The sequence below is a fragment of the Citrobacter sp. Cu231 genome (assembly GCF_030332265.1).
GTDB lineage: Bacteria > Pseudomonadota > Gammaproteobacteria > Enterobacterales > Enterobacteriaceae > Citrobacter > Citrobacter meridianamericanus.
Window position 1 is genome coordinate 269,426 of the sequence record NZ_JAOWIE010000034.1, and the last position, 12,301, is coordinate 281,726.

At 53.6% G+C, this 12,301-nt stretch carries 12 protein-coding genes; 5 read left to right on the forward strand and 7 right to left on the reverse strand.

Annotated features, from left to right (window positions below; all coding sequences use genetic code 11):
* Positions 1–127: 127 nt before the first annotated feature.
* Positions 128–259: a hypothetical protein gene (locus OGY15_RS12175; protein ID WP_005122496.1), complete on the reverse strand. Its 132-nt coding sequence runs from the start codon at positions 257–259 to the stop codon at positions 128–130.
* 27 nt (positions 260–286) lie between these two features.
* On the opposite strand from OGY15_RS12175, the gene dinQ reads away from it, so the two are divergent.
* The gene (gene dinQ / locus OGY15_RS12180; protein WP_003837776.1) at positions 287–370 is read left to right on the forward strand and encodes a damage-inducible type I toxin DinQ; all 84 of its coding nucleotides are present in this window, start codon (positions 287–289) and stop codon (positions 368–370) included.
* Between the two features lie 66 nt (positions 371–436).
* On the opposite strand, the gene gorA is transcribed toward dinQ, so the two are convergent.
* Both gorA and OGY15_RS12190 read right to left on the reverse strand, forming a co-directional pair.
* A complete protein-coding gene (gene gorA, locus OGY15_RS12185; RefSeq protein WP_187259781.1) occupies positions 437–1,789 on the reverse strand; it encodes a glutathione-disulfide reductase in 1,353 nt (450 codons plus the stop codon).
* Between the two features lie 104 nt (positions 1,790–1,893).
* Positions 1,894–2,736: a 23S rRNA (adenine(2030)-N(6))-methyltransferase RlmJ gene (locus OGY15_RS12190; RefSeq protein WP_187259780.1), complete on the reverse strand. Its 843-nt coding sequence runs from the start codon at positions 2,734–2,736 to the stop codon at positions 1,894–1,896.
* Between the two features lie 214 nt (positions 2,737–2,950).
* Between OGY15_RS12190 and prlC the strand changes: the two genes are divergently transcribed.
* Positions 2,951–4,993, forward strand: a complete 2,043-nt coding sequence (gene prlC / locus OGY15_RS12195) for an oligopeptidase A (RefSeq protein ID WP_286539357.1) — start codon at positions 2,951–2,953, stop codon at positions 4,991–4,993.
* An 8-nt stretch (positions 4,994–5,001) separates the two neighbouring features.
* Positions 5,002–5,751 carry a 16S rRNA (guanine(1516)-N(2))-methyltransferase RsmJ gene (gene rsmJ / locus OGY15_RS12200; protein WP_003023353.1) on the forward strand — a complete coding sequence of 250 codons (750 nt, stop codon included), beginning with the start codon at positions 5,002–5,004 and terminating at the stop codon, positions 5,749–5,751.
* 43 nt (positions 5,752–5,794) lie between these two features.
* On the opposite strand, the gene OGY15_RS12205 is transcribed toward rsmJ, so the two are convergent.
* On the reverse strand, positions 5,795–6,994 hold the full coding sequence (locus OGY15_RS12205) for an NAD(P)/FAD-dependent oxidoreductase (protein ID WP_286539360.1): 1,200 nt from the start codon (positions 6,992–6,994) through the stop codon (positions 5,795–5,797).
* 230 nt (positions 6,995–7,224) lie between these two features.
* On the opposite strand from OGY15_RS12205, the gene OGY15_RS12210 reads away from it, so the two are divergent.
* A complete protein-coding gene (locus OGY15_RS12210) occupies positions 7,225–7,728 on the forward strand; it encodes an RrF2 family transcriptional regulator (protein ID WP_005122505.1) in 504 nt (167 codons plus the stop codon).
* 86 nt (positions 7,729–7,814) lie between these two features.
* On the opposite strand, the gene dtpB is transcribed toward OGY15_RS12210, so the two are convergent.
* Together dtpB and uspA are read right to left on the reverse strand one after the other, a co-directional pair.
* Complete coding sequence (gene dtpB, locus OGY15_RS12215) at positions 7,815–9,287, reverse strand: dipeptide/tripeptide permease DtpB (protein ID WP_048215357.1); 1,473 nt, start codon at positions 9,285–9,287, stop codon at positions 7,815–7,817.
* A 281-nt stretch (positions 9,288–9,568) separates the two neighbouring features.
* The gene (gene uspA / locus OGY15_RS12220) at positions 9,569–10,006 is read right to left on the reverse strand and encodes a universal stress protein UspA (RefSeq protein ID WP_003023368.1); all 438 of its coding nucleotides are present in this window, start codon (positions 10,004–10,006) and stop codon (positions 9,569–9,571) included.
* Positions 10,007–10,398: 392 nt separating this feature from the next.
* Here uspA and uspB point away from each other — a divergent pair, with 392 nt between their 5' ends.
* Positions 10,399–10,734: a universal stress protein UspB gene (uspB, locus tag OGY15_RS12225; RefSeq protein WP_151216907.1), complete on the forward strand. Its 336-nt coding sequence runs from the start codon at positions 10,399–10,401 to the stop codon at positions 10,732–10,734.
* Positions 10,735–10,798: 64 nt separating this feature from the next.
* Here uspB and pitA read toward each other — a convergent pair whose 3' ends face one another.
* Positions 10,799–12,298, reverse strand: a complete 1,500-nt coding sequence (gene pitA, locus OGY15_RS12230) for an inorganic phosphate transporter PitA (protein ID WP_286539363.1) — start codon at positions 12,296–12,298, stop codon at positions 10,799–10,801.
* Positions 12,299–12,301 lie beyond the last annotated feature (3 nt).

Sequence of the window (12,301 nt, forward strand, 5' to 3'; positions counted from 1 at the left end):
AGTTATCATCTAACGCTTCAATCCTATTACCTTAACGGTACTATTGCAAGAATGCGCTGGCAGTTACGATTAAAAGAACTGTATACTTATCCAGTTACCTCTGTAACTTATCCCTTCCGGACGCGCGCTAAACGCTTTCTAAGTCCTGATCGGCGAAACGGGTGGTGCCGTTGGCCGATGCTCTGGCCGGGGTGAGATAGTTATCATCTAACAATGGAGCATGCCCCGTGACAGGCAATGGATGAGTAAGCGGGTGCATTCTCACTCCATCTGATGGAGAAAACGGGTGATTGATAAAGCAATCATCGTTCTGGGAGCGTTAATCGCGTTGCTGGAGCTGATCCGCTATCTGCTGCAACTTTTGAACTGATAGCGGAAACGTAACTAAGGGCAAAGAGCTAACCCCTCTTTGCCCTTTAACACTTATGAAGTGCGATTAACGCATAGTAACGAACTCTTCTGCCGCCGTTGGGTGAATGGCAACGGTGTTATCAAAGTCTTTCTTGGTGGCACCCATTTTCAGTGCGACCGCGAAGCCTTGCAGCATTTCATCCATCCCGAAACCAATACCGTGAATACCGACAATCTTCTCTTCCGGTCCGACGCAAACCAGCTTCATGCGGCACGGCTGGCGGTGGGTGGTAACAGCGGTATACATCGCGGTAAACGAGGATTTATACACTTTCACCTGGTCATCGCCGTGCTGTTCGCGAGCCTGCTGCTCGGTCAGGCCTACGGTACCAATCGGCGGGTGGCTGAAAACCACGGTAGGGATATTGCTGTAATCCAGATGCTCATCCGGCTTGTTGTTAAACAAACGCTCGGACAGGCGACGGCCTGCAGCGACGGCAACTGGCGTCAGCTCAACGGCACCGGTGTTATCGCCGACGGCATAAATTCCCGGAACACTGGTGTTCTGGTATTTATCCACGACGATGTAGCCTTTTTCGTTGGTTTTCACGCCAGTAACCGCCAGGTTGAAGTTGTCGGTGGCAGGTTCACGACCGATCGCCCAAATCAGGCAATCTACTGTTTCGCTACGACCATCTTCCAGTTGCAGAGTCAGGCTGCCGTCAGCGTTTTTAACAACCGCTTTCGGGATTGCGTGCGTATGCAGGGTCGGGCCTTCGGCGTTCATCACCTCAACCAGTGTGTCGACGATCATCGGATCGAAGCTGCGCAGCGGCGCGTGTTTACGCACAAACAGATGCGTTTGGGCGCCCAGGCCGTTAATCACGCCCGCCAGCTCAACGGCGATGTAACCTGCGCCGACGACCGCAACGCGTTTCGGCAGCGCGGGCAACTCAAAGAAGCCATCGGAGTCGATCCCGTATTCCACACCCGGAATGCTCGGATGGCTCGGGCGACCACCGGTGGCGATCAAAATATGATCGGCAGTAATGGTTTCACCGTTTACTTCAATGGTTTTGGCATCCACAAAACGGGCAAAGCCTTTAATCACATCGACGTTATTTTTACCCAGCACGTTGTCGTATGAGGTATGAATGCGATCAATGTAAGCGGTACGTGTGGCGATCAGTTTATCCCAATCGAACTTATTGATGGTGGTGTCGAAACCGTAATCCGGCCCGTACATGTGGATCGCTTCGCGGACCTGGGCGGCATGCCACATCACTTTTTTCGGTACGCAGCCCACGTTAACGCAGGTGCCGCCCAGTTCTTTGGCTTCAATCAGTGCGCATTTCTGGCCGTACATTGCTGCACGGTTAATGGAGGCAATACCGCCGCTGCCGCCGCCAATAGCGATGTAATCATAGTGCTTGGTCATGACCGCTCCTTCATGTTCATTGTAGGGCGGAGAAGCGTTACGCCATCCGCCAAAATATTCGCGATTGTATACCTGATATTAAAAGGTTCCACCGATGGCTGCGATTACTCAGGCACGATCCAGCTTACTGAGGTATGACCGGTTCCTGCCGGAACCAGTTTGCTGTGCAACCACGGCAGAACGCTGTTCATCTGTTGCTCCAGCTTCCACGGCGGGTTAATGACAATCATGCCTGACGCAGTCATACCACGCTGATCGCTGTCCGGGCGCACTGCCAGTTCAATTTGCAGAATTTTGCGGATGCCGGTCTCTTCCAGGTCGTGGACCATGCGCTTGATTTGCTGACGCAGAACCACCGGATACCACAGCGCATAGGTGCCGGTCGCGAAACGCTTGTAGCCTTCGTTAATACCGGTCACCACCGCCTGGTAGTCGCTTTTGATCTCGTAGGGGGGATCGATAAGGATTAACCCGCGACGGGAAACCGGCGGTAATTTCGCTTTTAGCTGCTGATAACCATCGGCCTTGGCCACGCGTGCGCGCTCATCTTTCTGAAATTCGCCGCGCAGCAGCGGAAAGTCGCTCGGGTGCAGTTCAGTTAACTGCAGGCTGTCCTGTTCGCGCAGCAACTGGCGAGCAATCAACGGAGAGCCAGGGTAGTAGCGCAACTGACCGCTACGGTTGAAGTGCTGCACCACGCCAATGTAGGGTTCCAGTTCGGCAGGCAAATCGTCCTGCTGCCAGATACGGGCGATCCCTTCCAGATATTCACCGGTACGTTCGGCATGCTCACTGCTCAGCTGATAACGGCCAGCGCCAGCATGGGTATCCAGATAGAGAAACGGTTTTTCTTTCTCTTTGAGCGACTCGATGATCAGGCTCTGGACGGTGTGTTTCAGGACGTCGGCGTGGTTGCCAGCGTGATAACTGTGGCGATAACTGAGCATGGGTAAACGTGTTCCAGGTTATAAACGTAGGCCCGAAAACAGCGCGATATCGGGCGAAAATAAAGCGTATCGCCACAGTATACAGAAAAGTCGTCACTGCCGCGAAAGCGCAACGCCTGGCATTGAAATCCTCTACACTTAACCCCATTGTACAAATTAATATGCACAGCGCCGGATACGCGCTTCATTCACTCTTTTCAACAGGACCGCGCTAATGACCAATCCATTGCTGACTCCCTTCGAACTGCCGCCGTTTTCTAAAATTCAGCCTGAGCATGTCGTGCCTGCCGTCACTAAGGCGCTGAACGATTGCCGCGAAAACGTTGAGCGAGTGGTTGCGCAGGGCGCGCCGTACACCTGGGAAAATCTCTGTCAGCCGCTGGCGGAAGTTGATGACGTGCTGGGGCGTATTTTCTCTCCGGTCAGCCATCTGAACTCGGTGAAAAACAGCCCGGAACTGCGCGAAGCCTATGAACAAACGCTGCCGCTGCTGTCTGAATACAGCACCTGGGTTGGACAACATGAAGGTCTGTATAAAGCGTATCGCGACCTGCGTGATGGCGATTATTACGCCACCCTGAGTACCGCACAGAAAAAAGCGGTCGATAATGCGCTGCGCGATTTTGAGCTTTCTGGTATTGGTCTGCCGAAGGAAAAACAGCAGCGTTATGGTGAAATCGCCACCCGCCTGTCCGAGCTCGGCAACTTGTACAGCAATAACGTCCTTGATGCCACGATGGGCTGGACGAAGTTAGTCACCGACGAAGCCGAGCTGGCAGGTATGCCGGAAAGCGCGCTGGCTGCGGCGAAGGCTCAGGCGGAAGCCAAAGAGCAGGAAGGCTATCTGTTAACGCTGGATATCCCAAGCTACCTGCCGGTGATGACCTACTGTGACAACCAGGGGCTGCGTGAAGAGATGTATCGCGCTTACTCCACGCGCGCGTCTGACCAGGGGCCGAATGCGGGCAAATGGGACAACAGCCCGATAATGGAAGAGATCCTCGCGCTGCGCCACGAACTGGCACAACTGTTGGGCTTTGAAAGCTACGCCTTTAAATCGCTGGCCACCAAAATGGCGGAAAACCCGCAGCAGGTCCTCGACTTCCTGACCGATCTGGCGAAACGCGCCCGTCCACAGGGTGAGAAAGAGCTGGCCCAGTTGCGCGCCTTTGCCAAAGCCGAATTTGGCGTTGAAGAGCTGCAGCCGTGGGATATCGCTTACTACAGCGAGAAACAAAAACAGCATCTGTACAGCATCAGCGATGAACAACTGCGCCCATATTTCCCGGAAAACAAAGCCGTTAACGGCCTGTTTGAAGTGGTTAAACGTATTTACGGCATTACCGCTAAGGAGCGCACCGATGTTGATGTCTGGCATCCGGAAGTTCGTTTCTTCGAGCTGTATGACGAAAACAACGAGCTGCGCGGCAGCTTCTACCTCGACCTGTTTGCCCGTGAACATAAACGCGGCGGGGCGTGGATGGACGACTGCGTCGGCCAGATGCGTAAAAGTGACGGCACGTTGCAAAAACCGGTCGCCTACCTGACCTGTAACTTTAACCGTCCGGTGAACGGCAAACCCGCACTGTTTACCCACGATGAAGTGATCACCCTGTTCCACGAGTTCGGTCATGGTCTGCACCACATGCTGACCCGTATCGAAACCGCCGGTGTTTCCGGGATCAACGGTGTGCCGTGGGATGCGGTCGAGCTGCCAAGCCAGTTTATGGAAAACTGGTGCTGGGAGCCGGACGCGCTGGAGTTTATCTCCGGTCATTATGAAACCGGCGAACCACTGCCGAAGGAACTGCTGGATAAAATGCTGGCGGCGAAAAACTACCAGGCAGCGCTGTTTATTCTGCGTCAGCTGGAGTTCGGCCTGTTTGATTTCCGTCTGCATGCGGAGTTTAATCCGCAACAAGGGGCGAAAATCCTCGACACGCTGGCCGAAATCAAGAAACAGGTCGCCGTGGTGCCGGGCCCAACCTGGGGCCGCTTCCCGCATGCCTTCAGCCACATTTTTGCAGGGGGCTACGCGGCGGGTTACTACAGCTATCTTTGGGCCGACGTACTGGCGGCGGATGCCTTCTCTCGCTTTGAAGATGAAGGGATTTTCAACCGTGAAACCGGACAGTCGTTCCTCGATAACATCCTCACCCGTGGCGGTTCTGAAGAGCCTATGGCGCTGTTCAAACGCTTCCGTGGCCGTGAGCCGCAGCTGGATGCGATGCTGGAGCATTACGGGATTAAAGGCTGATTATTCACGTGAAAATCTGCTTAGTCGATGAAACAGGCGCCGGAGACGGCGCCTTATCTGTTCTTGCCGCCCGTTGGGGACTGGAACACGATGAAGATAACCTGATGGCGCTGGTGATGACGACAGCACATCTGGAACTGCGCAAACGCGATGAACCCAAGCTCGGCGGTATCTTCGTCGATTTTGTTGGCGGCGCAATGGCTCACCGGCGCAAGTTTGGTGGCGGTCGCGGCGAAGCGGTGGCGAAAGCGGTCGGTATTAAAGGCGATTACCTGCCGGATGTGGTTGATGCCACTGCCGGGCTGGGGCGCGATGCGTTCGTGCTGGCCTCGGTGGGCTGTCGTGTGCGGATGCTGGAACGAAATCCGGTGGTCGCTGCGCTGCTTGATGATGGCCTGGCGCGGGGCTATGCGGACCCGGAAATCGGCCCGTGGCTGCAGGAACGTTTACAGCTAATCCACGCCTCAAGCCTGACGGCATTAACCGATATCACGCCACGCCCGCAGGTGGTCTATCTCGATCCGATGTTCCCACATAAGCAGAAAAGTGCGCTGGTTAAGAAAGAGATGCGCGTGTTTCAGTCGCTGGTGGGGCCGGACCTCGACGCCGATGGGCTGCTGGAGCCGGCACGTCAATTGGCCACTAAACGCGTGGTAGTGAAGCGCCCGGACTACGCGCCACCGCTGGCGGATGTCGCCACGCCGAACGCGGTAGTTACGAAAGGGCATCGGTTTGATATTTATGCGGGGACGGCGTAGTTTCCAGGCCGGATAAGGCGGTAGCCGTATCCGGCATTACGGCTTAAACAAACGGCGCGTACGGATCGGCAACTTCAAACGCTGCCGCACGCTCTGCCTTCGGCGGGTAAATCAGCTCGCTGACAATCGACACCTTCAGCTTTTTCGCTTCTGCTCGCGTCAGTTTCACCTGTTGGTCCCATCCTTCGGTATACACCGCGCCCCACGCGCCGAGATCCAGACAGGTGACGTACATTTCCTGGCGATACGGCAGTGGTGCCACGTTCAGCAAGCTGGCGGCGGCATTGTTACCGGCGAATTTACCCAGCAAAATGGCGTGCTGGCAGGTCATCAGCGCATGATTGCCTTTGTCATCGGTGGCCGCATAGGCGACGTCACCGGTGGCGTAGATATCCTCATGGCCCACCACCTGCAGATTGCCGTTTACATGCAGTCGACCCTGACGATCGCGCGGGGCGTTAATCTGCCCGGTCAGGCTGCTAGCCTGAACACCGACGGTCCAGATAACCGTTTGAGAGGCAATAACCTGCCCATCTTTCAGCGTGACGCCGCAGGCATCCACGCACTCTACTTCCGCATTAACCAGCCATTCAACGCCCAGTTCAGCGGAGGCTTCGATAATCACGTCGCGTAATTCCTGGCTCCAGCGTCCGCCAGGCTGAGCACCGCGCTCAACTACGACAATTCTGGTCTTAGCATCAGTACCCAAAATCTCGCGCAGACGGCCCGGTAATTCCAGCGCCATCTCAATCCCGGTAAAGCCGCCACCGCAGACCACGACCGTATTGCGAGCCTCGCTCTCTGGCTGCTGCGCCAGATCCTTAATGTGTTGCTCCAGTACGGCGGCGCTTTCGAGCTGGTCGAGGTCAAACGCGTACTCGGCAGCACCGGCAACGGCGTCGCGGTTTACGTGACTGCCGCTGGCGAGTACCAGGCGGTCGTAGCGGCGTAAATGAATTTCACCGTTGGCATCTTGCCAACTGACTTCTTTAGAGTCCGGGAGGATCTGCTCGACGTGACCTTGCAGGAAGTTGACGCCAGTGACGTCAAACAAGGGTTGCAGCGGTGCGACCAGGGTTTGAACGGCGCTTTCATAAAAGCGCGGGCGGACACGCAGCTCTGGCTGTGGCGCAATCACTGTAATATCAATGGGCTGCTGGTGTTTGTCCGCCAGTCGCGCGGCGCTTAATGCTGCCCACATACCGGCAAAGCCGGCGCCCACGATCAGAATTTGTTTATGCATTGGTTTTTTCTCACTGGTGACTACGAATTATTTACTCGGATTTTATTTGTCGTAGTTAAGGATTGCAATGCGATCGAGATCCTTTTTGCCTTAAAGGGTGGGAGTTTTTATTATCTGTTTGATAAATATGTATTTAAATTTTAATTGTGAAGAGGGGTACTTTGCTGTCTGGAATGAGTGAAACGAAAAAGCTACAATCAACTCAGATTAATTTTGGCTGAGATAAGAGAATGGCATTCTACAGTTCCGGGGTTGAGTACGGTATTCATAGCCTGATGTGTATGGTCGACAGTAAGGGCGACGCGCGGGATATGAGCGTGCGGGAAATTGCCGAACTGCAAAGCGTACCGTATGACTATCTGGCGAAAATTTTCACCCGTCTGTCGAAAGCGGGCCTGGTACGCAGCATTGAGGGTAAGGGCGGTGGTTTCCAGTTGGCTAAACCCGCTGAACACATCACGGTGCTGGATGTGGTGAATGCCATTGATGGCGATAAACGCATCTTTGAATGTCGTGAAATTCGCCAGCGGCTGGCGGTATTTGAGGAACATCCGCCCCAGTGGGCCTGTGAAGGCATTTGTGGTGTACGTTCGGTAATGGACATGGCCCAGCAGCGGATGGAAGAAGCGCTCGGTCAGCATACGATACTGGACTTGGCGCGCAAAATGTACCGCAAAGCGCCGGACACCTTTGTGGTGGAAGTGCAAGAGTGGATAGACGCGCGTAAAGGGTAGTGAGTGAAAATGCCCGATAGCGCAAGGCGATCGGGCATTTTGAATGTAGGCCGGATTGGGCAATAGCCTCCATCCGGCACTGAAGGTTATTGCTCGGTGCTTGGCGTATTAATCATGCGGTTCAGCCATGGCACCATAATCGCCATCACCACCGTTACGGCCAGGGTCACCAGACCAATCTTACTGAAGACGTTGGTGTAGATAGGCAACGTTTGCAGCGGGTCGGTGATGTTCTCAGGTACAGCGGTGAACGTCGCGACATAACCCCCCATCAGGAAGGCGGCGGCCTGCGTCAGGAACCACATCCCGAGAATGAAGCCCATCAGATGCTGCGGCACGAGAGCGGCGACCATCGCCAGTCCCAGGGCGCTAATCAGTAGTTCTCCCAGGCTCTGGAACAGATACACCAGCACGATAAACCACGGCGATGTCAGCCCCTGCGCATCAGCAAACCACATCCCGGCAGCGGCGGCCGTCAGGAAGCCCAACGAGCACAGGAACATACCGAGCGTAAATTTCATCGGCATGGTCAGGTCTTTGCCTTTGTTTCCCAGACGGGTATAGATTGCGGCCAGCACCGGACTCGCCAGTACCACCCAGAACGGGTTCAATGCCTGGAAGCTTACCGGGTTGATGGCGAAACCAAGAATTTCATGATGCACGTTATTGATAGCAAAGAAGTTCAGCGAAGTTGGCATCTGCGCGTACAGCACGTAGAACACCACCGCTTCCAGCATCAGGATAAAGGCCACGAACATCTTGTTGCGCCCGGTTTTATCCAGTTTGAATGCCTGACGAAAGAAGATGATGGTCACGGCAATCGACAGGACGATCAGCACCAGGTTGGCAATCTGCACGTTGTGCATCAGCCAGGCACAGATAAATACCATCACTACCGTACCAGCCAGCACGTACAGCAGATTCCGGAAATTCAGCGGCTTATGGTCCGGCTCTGAACCGATATTCTTCACCATTCCACGGCAGGCAAAGTAGACCAACAGCGCGACAATAAGCCCGGCCCCACACAGGTTGTAGGTCACCGCGTAGCCAAACTTATCAGCAATCACCGGTGCCAGCGACAGCGATAGTAGCGAGCCGATGTTAATCGACATATAAAACAGAGTGAAAGCCCCGTCCAGACGAGCGTCTTTCGGTGGATAGCATTTTGACAGCAGGCTTGCCGGGTTGGCTTTAAAAAGCCCGTTACCGACGGCAATGGTACCCAAAGCAATAAAGATCAGATCGGGCTTAAGCAGTGACATCCCGGTCATGAAGTAGCCTATCGCCAGCACAATGGCGCCAAGCACCAGCGTGCGCTTGGTGCCTAAAAGGTGGTCGCCGACGTAGCCGCCGATCGAGATCAGGCCGTAGACCAGCGCGGCAAATGCACCAAAGGTGACAAACGCCTGTTCCTGCGAAAAGCCGAGCTGCTTAACAAAAAATACCGCCAGGATGCCCTGAACGCCGTAATAGCCAAATCGTTCCCATAATTCCACAAAGAAGATCATGAAGAACGGACGAGGTTGCTGCAGCAAGCCCGTAGGTGCAGTTTTATTCATATTCCATCGCCTTTCAAAGCCATCCCGAAAAGTATGAACGCGTATGCTTAAACGCGCCGAAAAAGTCTTATTTTGTTATAGACTGCGGTTATTGACCGCAAGCGTAGAGTATTATAGAGATAGTTTTCGATCCAATTAGTTGATCACACTAATTATGATTTATTTGTTGGATTGATGTACTAATTGAGTCTGGATGATAAAAACAAAAACGCCCGCACAGGCGGGCGTTTACAGGCTTTACGACTTGCAGCGCGCCGGGTTATCTCCCGACGGTCAGCGTTTTATGCTTCTTCGTCGTCACGCAACGGAACAATCAACATGTCGACGTGGACGGTGTTGATCAGTTGGCGTGCGGAGGACATCAGTTTGCTCCAGAAATCCTGGTGGTGGCCACAAACGACCAGATCCATGTCGTATTTTTTGATGGCATCAACCAGAACCTGACCCAGGTCGCCGCTACCGCTCAGGGTTTCGGTGATAGGGTAGCCTGCATTTGTGGAAAGCTCGGTTAGCGCGTGGTGGGTTTCTTCAGAAATGCGTTTCTGCATGTCGCCCAGATTCACGTCGATAAGCCCGGTGTACAGGTCGGAATAGTTTACGTCAACGTGGATAAGGGAGACTTTAGCATTGTAAGGCCGCGCCATAGAGACCGCTTTTTCAACCAGAACTTTGCTTTCCGGAGAAAGATCAACCGCGATAAGAATGTGTTTATAAGCCATAGTGTTACTCCTTCCATAAGTTGTCGATGACTAGCCTGCTGGCATTTACCTGCCGCCGCGTCATCCGCGTCCTGCGAACCTTGCGCGCGGGGCTAGCCCAGTCGTAAAAACGTACCATATAAGGACTATCCTTACATTATAGCGACCAGGATAATCCGTCAATCCACCTTGCTTGCCAAGCAGTTAAATAAATTTTTTAGTTAATTGCATTGATAGCGATTAACCTTCTGGCAAAAAAATTAACTAATCTCCTACACTATCTAGAGAGGCGTTCGGATGCGTGATACTAATACGAACGGTTCGACAGAACTCTTCACTGAATGATTTGGCAGGGTATCGGGGAGCGGTAGTCCCGGAAAGGAGTTCCGTGGGCGGGTCGCCGGGGAGGAGGTATGATTAGCACCATTGCATTGTTCTGGGCTTTATGTGTCGTTTGCATTGTTAATATGGCGCGCTATTTTTCTTCGTTACGCGCACTGTTAGTGGTACTTCGTGGTTGCGATCCATTGCTTTACCAGTATGTAGATGGTGGGGGCTTTTTTACCTCGCATGGGCAACCAAACAAGCAGATGCGTCTGGTGTGGTATATCTACGCTCAGCGTTACCGCGATCATCATGATGATGAGTTTATTCGCCGCTGTGAGCGGGTTCGCGGTCAGTTCATTCTCACCAGCGCGCTATGTGGCCTGGTGCTAATCAGCATGATTGCGCTGATTATCTGGCACTGATGCCAACGACAGATACAAAAAAAGCGGGCCAGTTTTCTGACCCGCTTTTTTTCCGTGCATTCGCTTAGATAAGCTTCAGAGAGAGCCAGTAAAGCCCGCCGGAAAGAAGAATTGCGGCTGGCAGGGTGAAGACCCAGGCCATCAGAATGCTGGTCACCGTTTTACGCTGTAAACCGCCGCCATCAACAACCATCGTTCCTGCAACGGAAGAGGAGAGAACGTGCGTGGTGGAAACAGGCATACCGGTGTAGCTGGCGAGACCGATAGAGACTGCGGCGGTCATCTGCGCCGACATCCCCTGAGCATAGGTCATGCCTTTCTTACCGATTTTCTCACCGATAGTCGTCGCCACACGACGCCAGCCAATCATGGTACCAATGCCCAGCGCCAGTGCGACGGCCATAATGATCCAGATAGGTGCATACTCAATGGTGCTCAGCATGTCAGCTTTCAGTTTCTTCAGCAGACGCTGGTCGTCAGCGCTTACGCCAGGCAGTTTCACCACTTTATCGGTGGTATCAGAGATGCACAGCATAATGCGACGCAGTTGACCGCGCTGTTCAACGCTTAACTTGTCGAAAGTTTCCAGATTCGCCAGCATACCTTTCGCACGCTCCAGCGCGTTAATAGTATTAGCCGGGTGACAATGGAACTCGTTAGCTTGCGTTGGTGCGCCCACTTCCGGAGATGGAATCAACTGATCCACGCCGGTGGCTTGCTTCAGCAGGTCAGGGCGTTGCTGGAAGAAGATTTCGACGTTATTGATTGCATCGCGGGTACGGGTAATTTCGTAACCGGAAGCATTCATATTTACTACGAAACCAGCGGGGGCGACGCCAATCAGCACCAGCATCACCAGACCAATGCCTTTCTGCCCGTCGTTAGCGCCATGAGAGAACGCTACGCCGATAGCGGAGAGGATCAGTGCAATACGCGTCCAGAACGGCGGCTTTTTCTTACCGTCTTTCTTTTCACGTTCTGCTGGCGTCAGGTGGATACGGGCACGTTTTTTCGTACCGCTCCAGTAGCGACGCAGAATGAAAATGAGACCACCTGCAACCACCAGACCGACAATCGGCGAGATGATAAGCGAGGCAAAAATACCCATTACTTTCGGAATGTTAAGTGCATCTACCACAGAAGTGCCGGTCATCAGCGCATTGGTTAAACCAATACCGATAATGGCACCAATTAGCGTGTGGGAGCTGGATGCAGGCAAACCAAAGTACCAGGTACCCAGGTTCCAGATAATTGCTGCCAGCAGCATGGAGAACACCATGGCGAGGCCATGTGACGATCCCATATTGAGCAGCAGATCCGTTGGCAGCATATGCACGATGGCATATGCCACGCTGAGACCGCCCAGCAAAACACCAAAGAAGTTGAACACCGCAGCCATGACCACCGCCAATTGCGAACGCATTGCACGGGTATAGATCACGGTTGCGACAGCATTTGCTGTATCATGGAAGCCGTTAATCGCTTCGTAGAACAGCACAAAAGCCAGAGCAAGCAATAGTAAAAGCCCGGTATGTAAATCCAGGCCAGCAAACAAATGTAGCATAGG

Coding starts and splice junctions, on each gene's coding strand:
- pitA (WP_286539363.1), bottom strand. CDS start 12,298: ATGCTACATTTGTTTGCTGGCCTGGATTTACATACCGGGCTTTTACTA.
- gorA (WP_187259781.1), bottom strand. CDS start 1,789: ATGACCAAGCACTATGATTACATCGCTATTGGCGGCGGCAGCGGCGGT.
- OGY15_RS12210 (WP_005122505.1), top strand. CDS start 7,225: ATGGCATTCTACAGTTCCGGGGTTGAGTACGGTATTCATAGCCTGATG.
- OGY15_RS12175 (WP_005122496.1), bottom strand. CDS start 259: ATGCACCCGCTTACTCATCCATTGCCTGTCACGGGGCATGCTCCATTG.
- uspA (WP_003023368.1), bottom strand. CDS start 10,006: ATGGCTTATAAACACATTCTTATCGCGGTTGATCTTTCTCCGGAAAGC.
- prlC (WP_286539357.1), top strand. CDS start 2,951: ATGACCAATCCATTGCTGACTCCCTTCGAACTGCCGCCGTTTTCTAAA.
- uspB (WP_151216907.1), top strand. CDS start 10,399: ATGATTAGCACCATTGCATTGTTCTGGGCTTTATGTGTCGTTTGCATT.
- OGY15_RS12190 (WP_187259780.1), bottom strand. CDS start 2,736: ATGCTCAGTTATCGCCACAGTTATCACGCTGGCAACCACGCCGACGTC.
- dtpB (WP_048215357.1), bottom strand. CDS start 9,287: ATGAATAAAACTGCACCTACGGGCTTGCTGCAGCAACCTCGTCCGTTC.
- OGY15_RS12205 (WP_286539360.1), bottom strand. CDS start 6,994: ATGCATAAACAAATTCTGATCGTGGGCGCCGGCTTTGCCGGTATGTGG.